Source organism: Thiohalobacter thiocyanaticus (assembly GCF_002356355.1).
In the GTDB taxonomy this organism is placed as follows: domain Bacteria; phylum Pseudomonadota; class Gammaproteobacteria; order Thiohalobacterales; family Thiohalobacteraceae; genus Thiohalobacter; species Thiohalobacter thiocyanaticus_A.
The window spans coordinates 2,826,464-2,844,787 of record NZ_AP018052.1 but is presented as its reverse complement, the minus strand read 5'-3'; the positions used below and the strand labels follow the sequence as shown (position 1 = coordinate 2,844,787).

The 18,324-nt window shown below is 67.6% G+C and carries 15 protein-coding genes; 13 read left to right on the top strand and 2 right to left on the bottom strand.

Going from position 1 to position 18,324, the window contains the following annotated elements:
• Positions 1 to 61: 61 nt before the first annotated feature.
• Complete coding sequence (uvrA, locus tag CFK21_RS13085; protein ID WP_096367075.1) at positions 62 to 2,905, bottom strand: excinuclease ABC subunit UvrA; 2,844 nt, start codon at positions 2,903 to 2,905, stop codon at positions 62 to 64.
• A 74-nt stretch (positions 2,906 to 2,979) separates the two neighbouring features.
• On the opposite strand from uvrA, the gene CFK21_RS13080 reads away from it, so the two are divergent.
• Together CFK21_RS13080 and ssb are read left to right on the top strand one after the other, a co-directional pair.
• Positions 2,980 to 4,380: an MFS transporter gene (locus CFK21_RS13080; protein ID WP_369801209.1), complete on the top strand. Its 1,401-nt coding sequence runs from the start codon at positions 2,980 to 2,982 to the stop codon at positions 4,378 to 4,380.
• A gap of 103 nt (positions 4,381 to 4,483) precedes the next feature.
• Complete coding sequence (ssb, locus tag CFK21_RS13075; protein ID WP_096367073.1) at positions 4,484 to 4,945, top strand: single-stranded DNA-binding protein; 462 nt, start codon at positions 4,484 to 4,486, stop codon at positions 4,943 to 4,945.
• A 109-nt stretch (positions 4,946 to 5,054) separates the two neighbouring features.
• On the opposite strand, the gene CFK21_RS13070 is transcribed toward ssb, so the two are convergent.
• Positions 5,055 to 5,252 (bottom strand): hypothetical protein, encoded by a 198-nt coding sequence (locus tag CFK21_RS13070; RefSeq protein WP_096367072.1) that lies wholly within the window; start codon positions 5,250 to 5,252, stop codon positions 5,055 to 5,057.
• A 381-nt stretch (positions 5,253 to 5,633) separates the two neighbouring features.
• Here CFK21_RS13070 and mraZ point away from each other — a divergent pair, with 381 nt between their 5' ends.
• The 11 genes from mraZ (at position 5,634) to murC (ending at position 18,214) form a co-directional block, all read left to right on the top strand.
• Positions 5,634 to 6,086 (top strand): division/cell wall cluster transcriptional repressor MraZ, encoded by a 453-nt coding sequence (gene mraZ, locus CFK21_RS13065; RefSeq protein WP_096367071.1) that lies wholly within the window; start codon positions 5,634 to 5,636, stop codon positions 6,084 to 6,086.
• Complete coding sequence (rsmH, locus tag CFK21_RS13060) at positions 6,086 to 7,015, top strand: 16S rRNA (cytosine(1402)-N(4))-methyltransferase RsmH (protein WP_096367070.1); 930 nt, start codon at positions 6,086 to 6,088, stop codon at positions 7,013 to 7,015. The genes mraZ and rsmH overlap by 1 nt, the downstream gene beginning before the upstream one ends.
• Positions 7,012 to 7,272, top strand: coding sequence for a cell division protein FtsL (ftsL, locus tag CFK21_RS13055; RefSeq protein ID WP_096367069.1), 261 nt, complete (start codon positions 7,012 to 7,014; stop codon positions 7,270 to 7,272). Before rsmH ends, ftsL begins: the two co-directional genes overlap by 4 nt.
• Positions 7,269 to 9,002 (top strand): peptidoglycan D,D-transpeptidase FtsI family protein, encoded by a 1,734-nt coding sequence (locus CFK21_RS13050; RefSeq protein WP_096367068.1) that lies wholly within the window; start codon positions 7,269 to 7,271, stop codon positions 9,000 to 9,002. The genes ftsL and CFK21_RS13050 overlap by 4 nt, the downstream gene beginning before the upstream one ends.
• Positions 8,999 to 10,534 (top strand): UDP-N-acetylmuramoyl-L-alanyl-D-glutamate--2,6-diaminopimelate ligase, encoded by a 1,536-nt coding sequence (locus tag CFK21_RS13045; RefSeq protein ID WP_096367067.1) that lies wholly within the window; start codon positions 8,999 to 9,001, stop codon positions 10,532 to 10,534. The genes CFK21_RS13050 and CFK21_RS13045 overlap by 4 nt, the downstream gene beginning before the upstream one ends.
• A complete protein-coding gene (locus tag CFK21_RS13040) occupies positions 10,531 to 11,898 on the top strand; it encodes a UDP-N-acetylmuramoyl-tripeptide--D-alanyl-D-alanine ligase (RefSeq protein WP_231971519.1) in 1,368 nt (455 codons plus the stop codon). Before CFK21_RS13045 ends, CFK21_RS13040 begins: the two co-directional genes overlap by 4 nt.
• Positions 11,898 to 12,980 carry a phospho-N-acetylmuramoyl-pentapeptide-transferase gene (gene mraY / locus CFK21_RS13035; RefSeq protein ID WP_096367066.1) on the top strand — a complete coding sequence of 361 codons (1,083 nt, stop codon included), beginning with the start codon at positions 11,898 to 11,900 and terminating at the stop codon, positions 12,978 to 12,980. The genes CFK21_RS13040 and mraY overlap by 1 nt, the downstream gene beginning before the upstream one ends.
• 137 nt (positions 12,981 to 13,117) lie before the next feature.
• Positions 13,118 to 14,443, top strand: coding sequence for a UDP-N-acetylmuramoyl-L-alanine--D-glutamate ligase (murD, locus tag CFK21_RS13030; RefSeq protein ID WP_096367065.1), 1,326 nt, complete (start codon positions 13,118 to 13,120; stop codon positions 14,441 to 14,443).
• On the top strand, positions 14,440 to 15,660 hold the full coding sequence (gene ftsW, locus CFK21_RS13025; protein WP_096367064.1) for a putative lipid II flippase FtsW: 1,221 nt from the start codon (positions 14,440 to 14,442) through the stop codon (positions 15,658 to 15,660). The genes murD and ftsW overlap by 4 nt, the downstream gene beginning before the upstream one ends.
• Positions 15,657 to 16,763, top strand: a complete 1,107-nt coding sequence (murG, locus tag CFK21_RS13020; protein ID WP_096367063.1) for an undecaprenyldiphospho-muramoylpentapeptide beta-N-acetylglucosaminyltransferase — start codon at positions 15,657 to 15,659, stop codon at positions 16,761 to 16,763. Before ftsW ends, murG begins: the two co-directional genes overlap by 4 nt.
• The gene (murC, locus tag CFK21_RS13015; RefSeq protein WP_231971518.1) at positions 16,760 to 18,214 is read left to right on the top strand and encodes a UDP-N-acetylmuramate--L-alanine ligase; all 1,455 of its coding nucleotides are present in this window, start codon (positions 16,760 to 16,762) and stop codon (positions 18,212 to 18,214) included. The genes murG and murC overlap by 4 nt, the downstream gene beginning before the upstream one ends.
• Positions 18,215 to 18,324: the final 110 nt, after the last annotated feature.

The following is an 18,324-nucleotide window of genomic DNA, read 5'->3' as shown; positions in this document are numbered from 1 at the left end:
ACAACGAACTAATCATTAATACACTCTGCGTCTCTGCGCCTTTGCGTCCTCTGCGTTTCCGTCACGCATGTTCAGAAGACCCCGCCTCCAGCAGCGGCCGCAGGAACCGCCCCGTATGTGAATCCGCATGGGCCGCCACCGTCTCCGGTGTACCCTCCACGATCAGTTCGCCGCCCTTGTCGCCGCCCTCCGGCCCCAGGTCGATGACCCAGTCGGCGGTCTTGATCACGTCCAGATTGTGCTCGATCACGATCACGGTATTGCCGTGATCGCGCAGTCGGTGCAGCACGACCAGCAGCTGTTCGATGTCATAGAAGTGCAGGCCGGTGGTGGGCTCGTCCAGGATGTAGAGGGTCTTGCCGGTGTCCCGCTTGGACAGCTCACGCGCCAGCTTCACCCGCTGCGCCTCGCCGCCGGACAGGGTGGTGGCGTTCTGGCCCAGCCTGATGTACGACAGTCCGACATCCATCAGGGTCTGCAGCTTGCGCTTGAGCGCCGGTACCGCGCTGAAGAAGGACAGGGCATCCTCCACCGTCAACTCCAGTACCTCGTGGATGGTCCTGCCCTTGTAGCGGATCTCCAGGGTCTCGCGGTTGTAGCGCTTGCCGTGACAGACGTCGCAGGGCACATAAATGTCGGGCAGGAAGTGCATTTCCACCTTGATCACGCCGTCGCCCTGGCAGGCCTCGCAGCGCCCGCCCTTGACGTTGAAGCTGAAGCGGCCGCTCTTGTAGCCGCGCGAGCGTGCCTCCTGGGTGCCGGCGAACAGTTCGCGGATGGGCGTGAACAGGCCGGTGTAGGTGGCCGGGTTGGAGCGGGGCGTGCGGCCGATCGGACTCTGGTCGATGTCGACCACCTTGTCGAAGTGCTCCAGGCCCTCGATGGCGCGGTGCGGTGCCGGACTGGTGGCGGCCTTGTTCAGCTCGCGCGCGGCGAAGGGATAGAGGGTATCGTTGATGAGCGTCGACTTGCCGGAGCCGGACACGCCGGTGATGCAGGTCATCAGCCCCACCGGGATGTCGATGTCCACGCCCTTGAGGTTGTTGCCGGTCGCACCCAGCACCCGCAGCATGCGCAGTTCGTTCACCGGGGTGCGCTGCTTGGGGACTGCGATCCGACGCGTGCCCGAGAGATACTGACCGGTGAGCGAGTCGGGGTTGGCCATGATATCGGCCGGTGTGCCCTGGGCGACGATATGGCCGCCGTGGATGCCGGCGCCCGGGCCCATGTCGAGCACATGATCGGCGCTCATGATGGCCTCCTCGTCGTGCTCGACCACGATGACGGTATTGCCCAGATCACGCAGGTAGTCGAGCGTGTTGAGCAGCCGCTGGTTGTCGCGCTGGTGCAGGCCGATGGAGGGTTCATCCAGGATGTACATCACCCCCACCAGGCCGGCGCCGATCTGACTGGCCAGGCGGATGCGCTGGGCTTCGCCGCCGGAGAGGGTGTCGGCGCTGCGTTCCAGCGACAGGTAGTCCAGGCCGACATTGACCAGGAAACTCAGGCGTTGGTTGATCTCCTTGAGGATCTTGACCGCGATCCTGCCGCGACGACCTTCAAGCGTGAGCGTGCCGAAGAATTCCAGCGCCCGTACGACCGGAAGCGCGGTCAGTTCGGGCAGGGTGCGGCCTTCGATGAACACGTGCCGGGCCGCGCGGTTCAGGCGAGTGCCGCCGCACTCGGGGCAGGCGCGGGTGCTCAGATACCGGGCCAGTTCCTCGCGCACGATGTTGGATTCGGTCTCGCGGTAGCGCCGGTCCATGTTGGGGATGATGCCCTCGAAGGTGTGCCGGCGGACGGTGAAGCCCTTGCGCTCGGACAGGTACTCGAAGTCGATCTCTTCATCCCCCGAGCCGTGAAGGATCACCGCGCGCGTCGCCTCCGGCAGTTCCTCGAACGGGGTGTCGATGTCGAAGCCGTAGTGATCGGCCAGCGAACTGATGAGCTGGAAGTAATAGGCATTGCGCCGGTCCCAGCCGCGCACCGCGCCGCCGGCCAGACTCAGATGCGGATGGGCCACGATGCGTTCGGGATCGAAGAACTGCTTCACACCCAGGCCGTCGCAGGCCGGGCAGGCGCCGGCCGGGTTGTTGAAGGAGAACAGCCGCGGTTCCAGCTCGGTGATGGAGTAGCCGCACAGCGGACAGGCGAAGCGGGCCGAGAACAGCAGCGGTTCGCGCTGCGGGTCGTCCATGAAGGCGACCCGCACCTGGCCGTCGGACAGCCGCAGCGCGGTTTCGAAGGATTCGGCCAGGCGTATCTGGATGTCCGCGCGCACCTTGAGCCGGTCGACCACGGCTTCGATGGTGTGCTGGCGCTTGAGGTCGAGCGTCGGGAGCTGGTCCAGTTCGACGATTTCACCGTCGATGCGGGCGCGGATGAAACCCTGGGCGCGCAGGCCTTCCAGTATATGCACATGCTCGCCCTTGCGCGCCTGCACCACCGGCGCGAGCAGCATCAGCCGGGTGCCCTCGGGCAGGGCCATGACCTGGTCCACCATCTGGCTCACGGTCTGGGCATCCAGTGCGATGCGGTGCTCGGGGCACTCGGGCACGCCCACGCGTGCGTACAGCAGCCGCAGGTAGTCATAGATCTCGGTAATGGTGCCCACGGTGGAGCGCGGATTGTGCGAGGTGGTCTTCTGCTCGATGGAGATGGCCGGCGACAGTCCCTCGATGTGGTCGATGTCGGGCTTTTCCATCATCGACAGGAACTGGCGGGCGTAGGCCGACAGCGATTCCACATAGCGGCGCTGGCCCTCGGCGTAGATGGTGTCGAAGGCCAGTGAGGACTTGCCCGAGCCGGACAGGCCGGTGATGACGATCAGGCGGTCGCGGGGCAACTCCAGGTCGATGTTGGCCAGGTTGTGGGTGCGGGCGCCGCGTATCCGAATGGTGTCCATGCCGTTTTCCGCCGTAAATCGAACCTGTTACTATACGTCGCTTCCCCGGTCCTCGGCAAAAGGTGATTCGGCGCGTGGCAGACGGCCCCGAGCAGCATGCGAACATGACCCGCGGCGAGCGTCGCGCGGCGGTCTCGCTGGCGGGCATCTTCGCCATGCGCATGCTGGGGCTGTTCATGATCCTGCCGGTGTTCGCCCTCTATGCCGACGACTACACCGGCGCCACCCCGGGGCTGATCGGCCTGGCCATCGGCGCCTACGGCTTCACCCAGGCCCTGCTGCAGATCCCCTTCGGGCTGCTGTCCGACCGCTTCGGGCGCAAGCGCATCATCGCCATCGGACTGCTGCTGTTCGCCCTGGGCAGCCTGGTGGCCGCGCTGGCCGACAGCATCTGGGGTGTGATCCTGGGCCGCGCCCTGCAGGGCGCGGGGGCGATCGCCGCGGCGGTCATGGCCCTGGCGGCGGACCTGACCCGGGAGGAGCACCGCACCAAGGCCATGGCCGTGATCGGCATGAGCATCGGCCTGTCCTTCGCCCTGGCCCTGGTGCTGGGCCCCTGGCTGGGCCACTGGATCGGCCTGTCCGGCATCTTCTGGCTGACCGCGGTCCTGGCGCTGTCCGGCCTGGTCATCCTGCGCTGGTCCGTGCCCAGCCCCGCACTGAGCCGGCCGCACCGCGACGCCCAGCCGGTACCGGCCCAGTTCCTGGCCGTGCTGCGCGACGCCCGCCTGCTGCGGCTGGATTTCGGCATTCTGGCCCTGCATCTGATCCTGACCGCCAGCTTCGTCAGCCTGCCGCTGGTGCTGCGCGACGGCCTGGGGCTGGCCCCGGACCGCCACGCCTGGCTCTACCTGCCGGTGCTGGTGCTGTCGGTGGCGGTGATGATTCCCTTCATCATCCAGGCCGAGAAGCAGCAGCGCATGAAACCGGTGTTCCTCGCCGCCATCGTGATGGTGCTGGCGGGCGAACTGGCGCTGGTCCAGTGGCAGGGGCAGCTGGCCGGGGTGGTGCTGGCGCTGTTCGTGTTCTACGTGGGCTTCAATATCCTGGAGGCGACCCTGCCGTCGCTGATCTCCAAGACCGCCCCGGCCGACAGCAAGGGGACGGCCATGGGCTTCTATTCCAGTTCCCAGTTTCTCGGCGCCTTCCTGGGCGGGGCGCTGGGCGGGGTCCTGCACGGCCGCTTCGGCGCAACCGGGGTCTTCCTGGGCTGCGCCCTGATCGCACTGGTGTGGCTGGCCGTGGCGGCGGGGATGGAGCGTCCGCGCTATCTGGCCAGCCGGCTGGTCGGCGTCGGCCGACTCACACCGCCCCAGGCCGGGATGCTGGCCCGGGAACTCGGACGGGTCCCGGGCGTGGTCGAGGCGGTGGTTGTCGCCGAGGACGAGACGGCCTATCTGAAGGTGGATCCGCGCGCCCTGGACGAGGCCGCGCTGGAGACGCTGGTCGGTCGCCCGGCTCCAGCCGGGCAGTGAGACGGACGCCGCCGGGGGGATTTGCCGGCGCCGGCGAATCCCCCTATGATGGGCAGCTTGCAGTACCCCTCAGGGCAACTCAGCACAGTCAGGAGAAATCGGCATGGCGCGCGGCATAAACAAGGTGATTCTGGTCGGCAACCTGGGCAAGGATCCCGAGGTCCGGTACATGCCCAGCGGCGGGGCCGTGGCCAATGTCACCCTTGCCACCTCGGATCAGTGGAAGGACAAGCAGACCGGCGAGCAGCGCGAGCGCACCGAATGGCACAATGTGGTCTTCTACCAGCGCCTGGCCGAGATCGTCGGCGAGTATCTGAAGAAGGGCTCCCAGGTCTATGTCGAGGGCAGCCTGCGCACCCGCAAGTGGCAGGACAAGAACGGCAATGATCGCTACACCACCGAGATCATCGCCTCCGAGATGCAGATGCTGGGCGGTCGCGGCGGCGGCGGTGGTGGCGGCAGCGCCAACTACAACAGCAATCGGGCGCCTGCGGCGGCCGAGAGCCAGGGCGGTGGCAGCAGCGGCGGCTTCGACGAGGGCTTCGACGACGATATCCCGTTCTGAGCAGACGGGATGGGTGGCGCCAAACGCAGCCCATCACTGCCTGCTATGACGATGATCTTTGGCCTGGGTTGGTTGCGGCGTCAGCACCTCCACCCATGCCGCCTCGGTCTCAGAATCCCGACTCCCGTATCGCCGCCAGTTCGCGGCGCTTTTGCAGCAGCAGGGCATCGTAGGCCTGACTGAGCGCCCGTTCATAGGCGCAGTCTCCGTCCAGTCCCACGGTCCTCAGGCGCCGCTCCAGCTGGGCGATCTCCAGGCGCAGTTCCTGCGGGCAGGGCCGGTGGAGCGGTGCAGCAGTCGCTTTCATATCTCATTTCTCCAGTCGCGTTTTTTGCAGCCTAGCCCGCCCATGTGACCGCAGGATGACAGCCTCGCGCAGCTGCGGGGTGGGATTTTCCTCGCCCGGAACACCGATCCCGATTTATCGAATCCCAAGGTTTTCTCAGGCTGAACCTGGCTCAACCTCAATGGTTTTATAAGGTTATATATATAACCAGCTGATTGTTATGAGGAACGTCCGATCGTATCGTTGTCTTCCCCGATGAGCCCATAAATAATTGAAATATATTGAGGAATTTCTCGCGTTTTTTCCTGAATTCGCTTGACGCCTTCAGCTTCCCTACCTATAGTGTCGAAAAGTGGGAAGAAGTGGTAGAAAGTGGAAAAAAAGGGATAACAGGGGGAATTCTTGGCCAAGTCGGGGGGCAACACCGTCAACCTGGATGCCAAGGGCCGTTTGGCTCTGCCAACGCGCTATCGCCAGGAACTGACGGACAGCTGTGAAGGCCGGATGGTGCTGACCATCCACGGCGACGGCTGCCTGCTGCTTTACCCTGCCCCGGAATGGGAAGAGATCGAGCGCAAGCTGATCCGGCTCCCCAACCAGAACCCCGCTATCCGCCGTCTCCAGCGCATGCTGCTCGGTCATGCCACCGAGGTCGAGATGGACAGTCATGGCCGTATCCTCCTGCCGCCGCGCTTGCGCGAGTTCGCCAACCTGGACAAGAAGGTAGTGCTTGCCTCGCTGGTCAACAAGTTTGAGATCTGGAACGAAGAGGCCTGGGAAGAGAATCTGCGGCACTGGATCGACGACGGCGGAGCGGAGTCGGTTCCGGAAGCACTCGACAATCTGAGTCTCTAGTGGCTGCGGGTGCCGCTCATCATCCGGTGCTGCTGCAGGAAGTGCTGGAGGCGCTGGCCGTACGCGCGGATGGCATCTATGTCGATGCCACCTTCGGCCGGGGCGGACACGCCGCGGCCATTCTCGCACGGTTGGGGCCCGAAGGCAGGCTCTATGCCATGGACCGGGACCCGGAGGCGATCGCCGCGGCGCAGCGCTTCGAGCAGGATCGGCGGTTTCATATCACCAGAGGATCATTCGCCATGCTGGGCGCGATGGCACAGGCAGCGGGGATCGAAGGCAGGGTCAGCGGTGTGCTGCTCGACCTCGGGGTCTCCTCGCCGCAACTCGACGATGCCCGGCGCGGCTTCAGTTTCCTCGGTGACGGTCCCCTGGACATGCGCATGGATCCGGAACAGGGCCTGAGTGCAGCCGACTGGCTCAATCAGGCCTCCGAGCAGGAGATCGTGCGGGTGTTGAAGGTGTATGGCGAGGAGCGCTTCGCCCGGCGCATTGCCCGCGCGGTGCTGGCCGCACGCCAGGAGGCGCCCATCACCCGCACCGGCCGCCTGGCCGAAATCATTGCCGCCGCGGTGCCCAAGCGCGAGCCCGGCCGGCATCCGGCCACCCGCAGTTTTCAGGCCATCCGCATCCATGTGAACCGCGAACTGGAAGAGTTGGAGACGGTGCTGCCGCAGGCGGTGGACCTGCTCGCCCCGGGCGGGCGTTTGGCGGTGATCAGTTTTCACTCCCTGGAGGACCGCCTGGTCAAACGCTTCATGCGCAGGGAGTGCAAGGGCGAGGAGCTGCCGCTGGACCTGCCGGTCACCGGCACGAGCCAGGGCCGCCTGCGCCTGGTCGGCAAGGCGCGCCATGCCGGTGAGGCAGAGGTGCAGGCCAATCCCCGGGCGCGCAGTGCCGTACTGCGGGTCGCGGAGCGGTTGCAGTGAAGCTGCTGCTCGCATTGCTGCTGGCTGGCGTGATCGCTTCCGGTATCGGCGTGGTCTATGCGCGCCACCAGAGCCGGGCCCTGTTCGTGCAGCTGCAGTCACTGCTGAGCGAACGGGATGCGTTGAACATCGAATGGGGGCAGCTGCAGCTTGAACAGAGCACCCTGGCCACCCATGGCCGGATCGAGCGACTGGCAACCGAGCGGCTGGAGATGCATGTGCCGGCCCACGACGAAATCATCCTGGTGAAGCCATGACGACGCCAAGCATTGCAGACAGGCAGCAGTACCGCCATTACCTGGTGCTGGCGGCGTTCGGTTTCGGCCTGCTGGCCCTGCTGTGGCGGGTGGTGGACCTGCAGTGGTTCGATCGCGGCTTCCTGCAGGGGCAGGCCGATGCCCGGCACCTGCGCACGGTCTCGCTGCCGGCGCACCGGGGCATGATCACCGACCGCAACGGCGAGCCGCTGGCGGTCAGCACCCCGGTGGACTCGGTCTGGGCCAATCCCCAGGAGCTGGTGCCGGCGCGGGAATACCTGCAGGCACTGGCCAAGATCCTGGAACTGGACATCGACTATCTGCAGCGACTGCTGGGACGGCGCGCCGACCGTGAATTCGTCTACCTGCGCCGGCACGTGCCGCCGGCCACGGCCGCCCAGGTCAGGGCGCTGGATGCTCCCGGTGTCTATCTGCAGCGCGAGTACCGTCGCTACTACCCGGACGGGGAGGTGGTGGCGCATCTCATCGGCTTTACCGATATCGACGACCGCGGCCAGGAAGGGCTGGAGCTGGCCTATGACGATTGGCTCAGCGGCGCCGACGGCGCCAAGCGGGTGCTCAAGGACGGCCGTCACCACGTGATTGCCGACGTGGAGTTGATTCGCCCGGCCAGTCCCGGTCGGGATCTGCGTCTGAGTATCGATCGGCGCATTCAATATCAGGCCTATCGTGAATTGAAGAGCGCGGTGCAGCGTCACCGTGCCAGTTCGGGCTCGGTGGTGGTGCTGGATGCCGTCACCGGCGAGGTGCTGGCGATGGTCAACCAGCCTTCGTTCAACCCCAACAACCGTCATGCCATCCAGCCCGGCGCGGTGCGCAACCGGGCCGTGACCGACGTGCTCGAGCCGGGCTCGACCATGAAGCCCTTCACCATCGCCGCCGCCCTGCAGAGCGGACAGTATGATATCGGCAGTACGGTGAATACCGCGCCCGGCTATTACCGGGTCGGCAGCAATACGGTGCGTGATGAGCACGACAACGGCCGGCTCGACCTGGCCGGCATCATCCGCAAGTCCAGTAATGTCGGTGCCAGCAAGATTGCCCTGTCGCTCGATCCCGAGCAGCTGTGGCGGGTCTACAGCGGCGCCGGCTTCGGTACCAGCGTCGGCACCGGCTTTCCCGGCGAGGTCTCCGGCGTGCTGGCCAGCCATCACCGTTGGCAGAAGATCGAGCAGGCCACGCTCGCCTTCGGTTACGGTATCTCGGTCACGCCGCTGCAGCTGGCGCGCGCCTACGGCCTGCTGGCCAACGAAGGCAGGCTGCTGCCGGTCAGTTTCCTGCATCAGGACGAGTTGCCGCGCGGGCGTTCGGTGCTGGATCCGGCCGTGGTGCGCTCGGTGCGGCGCATGATGGAGGCGGTCGTCAGCAACCAGGGCACCGCGCCGCTGGCCCGGGTGCCCGGCTACCGGGTCGCCGGCAAGACCGGCACGGTGCACAAGGCCACGGCCGGCGGCTATGCCGAGGACCGTTACAACGCCCTGTTCGTCGGCATGGCCCCGGCCTCGGATCCGCGCCTGGTGGTGGCGGTCGTGATCAACGACCCGCGCGGCGAGGACTATTTCGGCGGCAAGGTGGCCGGACCGGTGTTCTCGCGGGTCATGTCCGGCGCCCTGCGCTTGCTGAATCTGCCGCCGGATGCCGAACCGGCGCCGCGGCAGCAGACGCCGGCGCCGCTGCTGCGCCAGGCCGCGGCGGGAGGTCCGGCATGATGGCCGCCGAGGCGCTGCATCCGGGGATGTCGCTGTCCGGGCTGCTGGCCGGTCTGGCGCCGGTCGCGCCGGCCCAGGATGTGACCGTGACCGGGCTGGCGCTGGACAGCCGCCGGGTCCGGCCCGGGGATCTGTTCTTCGCCCTGGCCGGTGTACATCAGCACGGGGTGCGGCATGTGGCCGAGGCCAGCCGCCGCGGGGCCGTGGCCGTGTGCTGGGAGCCCGACGAGGAGATCGACGAGACTGCCCCCGAACTGCAGGGTCTGAACCTGCCGGTGGTGGCCGTGCCCGGTCTGGGGACGCAGGTCTCGGCCATTGCCGGCCGTTTCCATAACCACCCCTCGCGCGACCTCTACACCGTGGGCGTGACCGGCACCGACGGCAAGACCTCCTGCACCCATTTCATCGCCCAGGCCCTGCATGGCCCGGGGCGCGCCTGCGGCCTGATCGGCACCCTCGGCGCCGGCCTGTTCGATGCCCTGGATCCGGCCACCCATACCACGCCCGATCCGGTCAGCCTGCAGGCGATCCTGGCCGGGATGCGTGATCAGGGCGCGCGCGCCGTGGTGATGGAGGTCTCCTCGCATGCCCTGGACCAGGCCCGTGCCGGCGGGGTGCATTTCGACGTAGCCGTGCTGACCCATGTCAGTCGCGATCACCTGGATTATCACGGCAGCGAGGGCGCCTACCGTGACGCCAAGCGGCGGCTGTTCCGCTTCCCCTCGCTGCGTCTGGCCGTACTCAATGCTGACGACGACCTGGGCCGGGAACTGCTGGCCGCCGATGCGCTGGACTGCCCGGTCTGCGCCTACGCGCTGGAGGCGACCGAACTGGCGCGCCGCAGCGAGCGCTTCGTGGTCGCCGAACGGGTCGAGACGGCGCGCACCGGTCTGCAACTGCAGATCCTCACCCACCAGGGCGCGGTCGAACTGCGCTCCGGTCTGCTCGGCCGTTTCAACGCGGCCAACCTGCTGGCCGCTCTGGCCGTGCTGCTGGACCACGGCCTGTCTCCGGCAGAGGCCGCGCAGCGGCTGGCGGGCGTGACCACCGTCCCCGGTCGCATGGAAGCGCTGGGCGGCAGCGGCGGCCTGCCGCTGGTGGTGATCGACTATGCCCATACCCCGCGTGCGCTGGAACAGGTACTGCTGGCGCTGCGCGAACACTGTGCCGGGCACCTCTGGTGCATCTTCGGTGCCGGCGGCGAGCGCGACCCGGGCAAGCGGCCGCTGATGGGTGCGGCGGTCGAGCGACTGGCCGACTACGTCATGCTGACCACCGACAACCCGCGCCACGAGGACCCGACCCAGATCATCGTGGATATCCTCGGCGGTACCGCCGATCCGGATGCCTGCTACATCCAGCCCGACCGGGCGCGTGCCATTGCGCATGTGCTGGAACTGGCGCGGCCTGACGACGTGGTACTGATCGCCGGCAAGGGACACGAGGACTATCAACTCATTGGCGAGCGGAGACTGCATTTCAGTGACCGCGAAGTCGTGCAGAGGTGGTTCGAGTCCGGGAGGCAGTCATGATTGCCATGGCGCTGTCCGAAGCGGCGCAGGTCGTGCGGGGACGGCTGCAGGGCGCGGATACGCGTTTCGCCGGCCTGAGCACCGACAGCCGCGGCCTGGAGCGCGGCAACCTGTTCGTGGCGCTGGCGGGTGAGCGTTTCGACGGCCACGACTATCTCGATCAGGCCGCGGCCGGCGGTGCTGCGGGCGCGCTGGTCAGCACGGCGGTGACGGAACTGCTGCCCTGCATCCGGGTGACCGATACCCGGCTGGCGCTGGGTGGACTGGCCGCGGCCTGGCGCGCGCGTTTCGATATCCCGCTGGTGGCGGTCACCGGCAGCAACGGCAAGACCACGGTCAAGGAGATGCTGGCCGCCATCCTGGGCATGGAACATCAGGTGCTGGCCACCCGCGGCAACCTCAACAACGATATCGGCGTGCCCCTGACCCTGGGTCGGCTGGACGCCGCGCATACGGCCGCCGTGATCGAAATGGGCGCCAACCATCCGGGCGAGATCGCTTACCTCACCGGCCTGGCCCGGCCGACGGTCGCGCTGATCACCAATGCCGGACCCGCCCATCTGGAGGGGTTCGGCAGCCTGGAAGGCGTGGCGCGGGCCAAGGCCGAGATCTATGACAGGCTGGGTCCCGAGGGCCTGGCCGTGGTCAACCGCGACGATGCCTTCGCCGACTACTGGCTGATGCGACTGCAGGGCCGGCGGATCATGACCTTCGGGCTGGAGATGCAAGCCGATGTCAGCGCCGAAGTGTCGCCGCATGAATCGGGCCAGCGGCTGGTTCTGCGCACCCCGGCCGGCAGCATCGAGGTCGAACTGGCGCTGCCGGGGCGGCACAACGCCATGAACGCCCTGGCCGCCGTCGCTGCCGCCCTGGGGGCGGGCGCCTCGCTGGCGGCGGTGCAGTCCGGGCTGCAGAGTCTGCGTCCGGTCGGCGGCCGGTTGCAGATCCACCGCTGCGCCGATGACATCGGCGTGATCGACGACACCTACAATGCCAACCCCGGCTCGGTGCAAGCCGCTCTGGCGGTGCTCGGGCAGCTGTCCGGGGAGCGCTGGCTGGTACTGGGCGACATGGGTGAACTGGGCGGCGAGAGCCGCCAGCTGCACCGGGATATCGGTGCCCGGGCGGCGGCGGCCGGCTGCGATCGGCTGTTCACCCTGGGGGGTGACGCCGTCGCCGCCGCCGAGGCCTTCACCGGACCGGCGGCGCATTTCGATGATTTCGAGTCCCTGCAGTCCGCACTCGAGGCGCAGCTGCATCCCGGGGTGCAGGTGCTGGTCAAGGGTTCGCGCAGCATGCGCATGGAGCGGGTGGTCCAGGCCCTGCTGGTGCGGTTGCAGCCACGGCCGGGAGGGCGTCACTGATGCTGCTCTGGCTGGCCGAATTCCTGACCCGGTATCACACCGGGTTCAATGTATTCCAGTACCTGACGCTGCGCGCCATCCTGGGCGTGCTGACCGCGCTGCTGTTCTGCTTCGTCACCGGTCCCTGGATGATCCGGCGCCTGGGCCAGTATCAGATCGGTCAGCAGGTGCGCGACGACGGCCCGCAGTCGCACCTGAGCAAGGCCGGTACGCCGACCATGGGCGGTGCCCTGATCCTGTTCGCCATCAGCTTCGCTACTTTGCTGTGGGCCGATCTCGGCAACCGCTATGTCTGGGTGGTGCTGCTGGGTACGCTTGCCTTCGGCGCCATCGGCTGGGTGGATGACTACAAGAAGCTGGTGCTGAAGAATTCCCGCGGTCTGCCGGCGCGCTGGAAGTACTTCTGGCAGTCGCTGTTCGCACTGATCATCGCCGGCGTGCTGTTCTATACCGCCCAGGCCCCGGTCGAGACCCAGCTGATCGTGCCCTTCTTCAAGGGGGTGGCCATTGAACTGGGGGCGCTGTACTTCGTGCTGGTCTATTTCGTCGTGGTCGGATCCAGCAATGCCGTGAATCTCACCGACGGGCTGGACGGCCTGGCCATCCTGCCGACGGTGATGATCGCCGGGGCGCTCGCGGTGTTCGCCTACGCGACCGGCAATGTGCGCTTCGCCGAATACCTCGGCATCCCCTACGTGCGTGACGTGGGCGAGATCATCATCTTCGCCGGCGCCATCGTCGGCGCCGGGCTGGGCTTTCTCTGGTACAACGCCTATCCCGCCCAGGTCTTCATGGGCGACGTGGGCGCCCTGGCGCTCGGAGCCGCGCTGGGGCTGATGGCGGTGCTGGTGCGTCAGGAACTGGTGTATCTGGTCATGGCGGGCGTGTTCGTGATGGAGACCCTCTCCGTCATCCTGCAGGTGGCCTCGTTCAAGCTCACCGGACGGCGCATCTTCCGCATGGCGCCGCTGCATCATCATTTCGAACTGAAGGGCTGGCCGGAGCCGCGCGTGATCGTGCGCTTCTGGATCGTGACCGTGATCCTGGTCCTGATCGGGCTGGCTACGCTGAAGATCCGTTGAGGGGGAAAGGGATGGATTTGCGCATACAGATGAAGATCGTGGGCCTGACCTTTCTGTTGATGTCCCTGTTATGGCTGGTTCTGTGACGCGAACGGGTGATGACACTGGCGCTGATGACAATGGATGCTGAACGGGCAATGGCAGGTAAGGTGCTGGTAGTCGGCTGCGGCCGCACCGGATTGTCCTGTGCGCGTTACCTGGCGCGCCAGGGCCGCCAGGTGGCGGTGACCGATTCCCGGTCCGAACCGCCCTGCCTGCAGGCCATGCACGATGAGTTGCCGGATGTGGCCCTGTTCCTCGGCGGCTTTGATGCCGACGCCTTCGCCCATGCCGAGCAGATCGTGGTCAGCCCCGGCGTGCCGCTGTCGCATCCACTGATCGCGGAAGCGCGCAGCCGCGGCGTGGAAGTCATCGGTGACATCGAGTTGTTCGCCCGGGCGGCACGGGCGCCGGTGATCGCCATCACCGGTTCCAATGGCAAGAGTACGGTGACCACCCTGGTGCATGAGATGGCGCGCGCCGCCGGTCGCCGGGTGCGGGCCGGCGCCAACCTGGGCACCCCGGCGCTGGACCTGATCGAGGATCCGGAGCCGGAGTTGTACGTGCTCGAATTATCCAGCTTCCAGCTCGAATCGGTCGACAGCCTGGCACCCGCGGCCGCAGCGGTGCTCAACATCAGCCCCGATCACCTGGACCGTTATTCCGGCCTGGATGCCTATGCCGCCGCCAAGGCCCGCATCTATCGCAACGCCGCTATGCAGGTGGTGAACCTGGACGACCCGGTGGCCTGTTCCCTGGCCGACGTCAACCGGCCGCGGTTGGGGTTCACGCTGGATGCCCCGGGGCCGGAGGACTTCGGCCTGCGCGAGCGCGACGGCCGGTTATGGCTGTGTCGGGACGGGGAGGACTGGCTGGCGGCCGACGAGTTGAAGCTGGTCGGCCGCCACAATCTGGCCAACGCCCTGGCCGCGTTGGCGCTGGGCGCGGCCATCGATCTGCCGCGGGCTGCCATGCTGGAAGCGCTGCGCGGCTTCGGCGGTCTGGCGCACCGCACCCAGTGGGTGGGTGGGCGCGACGGCGTGGACTGGTACAACGATTCCAAGGCCACCAATATCGGCGCCACCCTGGCGGCCATTGCCGGCTTCGACCGGCCGCTGGTGCTGATCGCCGGTGGTCAGGGCAAGGGGGCGGACTTCAGCCTGCTGCATCCGGTGTTGTGCCAGCGCGCCCGCGCCGTGGTGCTGCTGGGCGAGGCCGCCGGCGAGATCGAGGCCGCGCTGGACGGTTGCGTGCCGGTGCGCCGGGTCGAATCGATGGAGGCCGCCGTGGCCGCCGCCGCCGGCATTGCCCGTCCCGGCGATGCCGTACTGCTGTCGCCGGCCTGCGCCAGCCAGGATATGTTCGTCGATTACCAGGACCGGGGCGAGCGCTTCAGCGCCGCGGTGCGGGAGCGGCTGCAATGACCGCGCTGCTCGCACGCCTGGGCTGGGTCCGCAACGGCCAGGGACTGCGTTGTCCGCGCCTGGATCCCGGCCTGCTGCTGGTCACCGCTGCGCTGATGGGGCTGGGACTGGTGATGGTGGCTTCGGCCTCCGTCACCCCCGCGGACCGGGAACTGCAGCAGCCCTTCTATTATGTGCTGCGCCAGGCCGCCTACATGGGGGTGGGTCTGCTCGCCGCCGCGGCCGCCTTCGGCATCCGCCTGAGTCTGTGGTCGCGCTTCGGGATGGTTGCCCTGTTCCTGGCCCTGGGGCTGCTGGTGCTGGTGCTCATCCCCGGTGTGGGCAAGACGGTCAACGGCAGCACCCGCTGGATCGGGGTCGGGCCGGTCAATCTGCAGGTGTCCGAACCGGCCAAACTCCTGGTACTGATCTACCTGGCCAGCTATCTGGTGCGTCGGGCCGAGGAGGTGCGCGAGCAGTTCAGCGGCTTCTTCAAGCCCATGTTGATGCTGGGCCTGGTGGCCACGCTGCTGCTGGCCCAGCCGGACTTCGGCGCCATGGTGGTGCTGGTGGTCACGGCCCTGACCATGATGTTCCTGGCCGGGGTGCGGTTGTGGCAGTTCGGTGCCCTGGTGGCCCTGGCCGGCGGGGCGTTCGCCCTGCTGGCGGTGTCCTCGCCCTATCGCATGGCGCGCCTGACCGCCTTCCTCGACCCCTTCGCCGATCCCTTCAACAGCGGTTACCAGCTGACCCAGTCGCTGATCGCCATCGGCCGCGGTGAGTGGTTCGGGGTCGGCCTGGGCGCGAGCGTGCAGAAACTGTTCTATCTGCCCGAAGCCCACACCGACTTCCTGTTCGCCATCCTGGCCGAGGAACTGGGTATGTTCGGTGTGCTGCTGGTGCTGGCCGGTTTCGCCTTCCTGGTCTGGCGCGCCTTTGCCATCGCCGCCGTGGCGCAGCAGGCCGACGAACCGTTTGCCGCCTATCTCGCCTATGGCATCGGCACCCTGATCGGACTGCAGGCCCTGATCAACATGGGCGTCAACATGGGGCTGCTGCCGACCAAGGGCCTGACCCTGCCCTTGATGAGCTACGGCGGCAGCAGTCTGCTGGTGATGTGCGTGGCCATCGGTCTGCTGCTGCGTATCGACTACGAGACCCGCTGTTCGGTGCACAACATCAACAATGACCGCCGCCGGCCGCGCCGGCGCGGCACGGGCCGGGAGCGACGCGCATGAACGCGGTGACGGCACAGGCGCCCGTGCTGGTGATGGCCGGCGGTACCGGTGGACACGTCTACCCGGCACTGGCCGTGGCCGACGAACTGAGCCGCCGCGAGGTGCCGGTGGTGTGGTTGGGCACGCGCAAGGGGCTGGAGGCCCGGGTGGTGCCGGCGGCCGGCTATCCGGTCGAGTGGATCGAGGTCAGCGGGCTGCGCGGCAAGGGCGTGACCAGACTGCTGCTTGCGCCGCTGATGCTGGCGCATGCCCTGTACCAGGCCTGGCGGGTGATGCGCCGGGTGCGGCCGCGGGCCGTGCTGGGCATGGGCGGTTTTGTCACCGGGCCGGGCGGGGTGATGGCCTGGCTCAATCGCCGGCCTCTGGTCATCCATGAACAGAATTCCGTGGCCGGGCTGACCAACCGCCTGCTGGCACCGCTGGCGGCACGGGTACTGGTGGCCTTCCCCGACAGCTTCGGTGCGAAGCGGTCGGTGCGGCAGGTGGGCAATCCGGTGCGCGAGACGATCGCGAATCTGCCGCTGCCGGAGACGCGCTTTGCCGCGCGCAGCGACGAACCTGTCCATCTGCTGGTGCTCGGCGGCAGTCTGGGCGCGGCCGCGCTCAACCGCACCGTGCCTGCCGCAATCGCAGAAATGGCCGCGGAGGCGCGGCCGGTGATCCGGCATCAGGCGGGCAGCCGCGATATCGAAGGGGCGCGCCGGGCCTATGTCGAGGCCGGCGTCGAGGCCGAGGTGCAGCCCTTCATCGAGGATATGGCGCGGGCCTATGCCTGGGCCGATCTGGTGATCTGCCGGGCCGGGGCGCTGACCGTGGCCGAACTGGCCGCCGCCGGCGTGGGCGCGATCCTGGTGCCCTATCCGCACGCGGTCGACGATCACCAGACCGGCAATGCGCGCTACCTCAGCGAGGCCGGTGCCGGCGTGCTGGTGCAGCAGACGGAACTGAGCGCTGAGCGCCTGCAGACCCTGCTGAAGGAACTGCTGAACGACCGTCAACGACTGCTGGGCATGGCGCGCGCCGCGCGCGGCCTGGCCCTGCCGGACGCCGCGCGCGCGGTGGCCGACAGCTGCCTGGAACCGGCGGCGGGGAGGGCGGCATGATCGATACGCGCAGCCTGAGCGCAGGGCAACCCCAGGGCATGGGCCGGGTGCGCCGGGTGCATTTCGTCGGCATCGGCGGCGCCGGCATGAGCGGTATCGCCGAGGTGATGCTCAACCTGGGCTACGAGGTGCAGGGCTCGGACCTGCGCAGCAATCCGGTGACCCAGCGGCTGCAGGCGCTGGGAGCGACCGTCTTCGCCGGCCATGACCCGGCGCAGGTGGCCGGGGTGGATGTGCTGGTGGTCTCCAGCGCCGTGACCGAGGCCAACCCCGAGGTCGGTGCCGCGCGCGAGCAGCATATCCCGGTGGTGCCGCGTGCGGAGATGCTGGCCGAACTGATGCGTTTCCGCTACGGCATCGCCGTGGCCGGCACCCACGGCAAGACCACCACCACCAGTCTGGTGGCCAGCCTGCTGGCCGAGGGGGACCTGGATCCCACTTATGTGATAGGCGGCAAGCTCAACAGCGCCGACGGCCACGCCCGCCTCGGTACCGGCCGCTATCTGGTGGCCGAGGCGGACGAGTCCGATGCCTCCTTCCTCTATCTGCAGCCGATGATCGGTATCGTGACCAATATCGACGCCGATCACCTGGAGACCTATGGCGGCGATTTCAGCCGGCTGCGTCAGACCTTCGTCGAATTCCTGCATCACCTGCCCTTCTATGGCCTGGCGGTGCTGTGTCTGGACGATGCCGGGGTGCGCGCCATCCTGCCCGAGGTCACCCGGCCGTTCCGCACCTACTCGATCGATTCCGCCGAGGCGGATCTGTATACCCGCGGCCTGGAACAGCGTGGCCTGCAGATGCATTTCAGTCTGCACCGCAAGGGCCGGGACGATGGCCTGCCGGTGGTGCTGAACCTGCCGGGGCGGCATAACGTGCTCAACGCGCTGGCAGCGGTCATGGTGGCCGACGAGCTGGGGCTGCCGGATGCGGCCATTCAGGCCGGTCTGCGCAATTTCACCGGCATCGCCCGGCGCAGCCAGTACCACGGCGAACTGCGCAGCCCCGCCGGGCCGGTGCTGCTGGTCGACGACTACGGCCATCATCCCAGCGAGATCAGCGCCACCCTGACCGCGATCAAGGCCGGTTGGCCCGAGCGGCGGCTGGTGGTGGTGTTCCAGCCGCACCGCTACACCCGCACCCGCGACCTGTTCGAGGACTTCACCCAGGCCCTGTCCCAGGCCGATGTGCTGCTGCTGTGCGAGGTCTATGCCGCTGGCGAGGCACCCATTGCCGGCGCCGACGGCCGGGCCCTGTGTCGTGCGGTGCGTGCCCGCGGCAAGGTCGATCCGGTGTTTGTCGAGCAGGTGGAGCTGGTGCCCGAGGTGCTGGCCGGTGTTCTGGCGGCGGGCGATGTGGTGCTCACCCTGGGGGCGGGGGATATCGGCACGGTGCCGGCGCGTCTGGAAGCGCTGTGGCCGGTCGCAGACGCGGAGACGGGGAGGTAGGCGGCAATGGGTTACAGGACACATCTGCGGTTGCACATGGGGTGCGGCGAGGCGCTCAGGAGTCGCCTGGAGGTACTGTGTGAACGCCGCCGGGAAGACGGGCAGACCGG

Excerpts from the sequence above, each read along its gene's own strand:
- uvrA (WP_096367075.1), bottom strand. The coding sequence starts at position 2,905 with ATGGACACCATTCGGATACGCGGCGCCCGCACCCACAACCTGGCCAAC.
- ssb (WP_096367073.1), top strand. The coding sequence starts at position 4,484 with ATGGCGCGCGGCATAAACAAGGTGATTCTGGTCGGCAACCTGGGCAAG.
- CFK21_RS13070 (WP_096367072.1), bottom strand. The coding sequence starts at position 5,252 with ATGAAAGCGACTGCTGCACCGCTCCACCGGCCCTGCCCGCAGGAACTG.
- CFK21_RS13050 (WP_096367068.1), top strand. The coding sequence starts at position 7,269 with ATGACGACGCCAAGCATTGCAGACAGGCAGCAGTACCGCCATTACCTG.
- CFK21_RS13045 (WP_096367067.1), top strand. The coding sequence starts at position 8,999 with ATGATGGCCGCCGAGGCGCTGCATCCGGGGATGTCGCTGTCCGGGCTG.
- CFK21_RS13040 (WP_231971519.1), top strand. The coding sequence starts at position 10,531 with ATGATTGCCATGGCGCTGTCCGAAGCGGCGCAGGTCGTGCGGGGACGG.
- mraY (WP_096367066.1), top strand. The coding sequence starts at position 11,898 with ATGCTGCTCTGGCTGGCCGAATTCCTGACCCGGTATCACACCGGGTTC.
- murD (WP_096367065.1), top strand. The coding sequence starts at position 13,118 with ATGGCAGGTAAGGTGCTGGTAGTCGGCTGCGGCCGCACCGGATTGTCC.
- ftsW (WP_096367064.1), top strand. The coding sequence starts at position 14,440 with ATGACCGCGCTGCTCGCACGCCTGGGCTGGGTCCGCAACGGCCAGGGA.
- murG (WP_096367063.1), top strand. The coding sequence starts at position 15,657 with ATGAACGCGGTGACGGCACAGGCGCCCGTGCTGGTGATGGCCGGCGGT.
- murC (WP_231971518.1), top strand. The coding sequence starts at position 16,760 with ATGATCGATACGCGCAGCCTGAGCGCAGGGCAACCCCAGGGCATGGGC.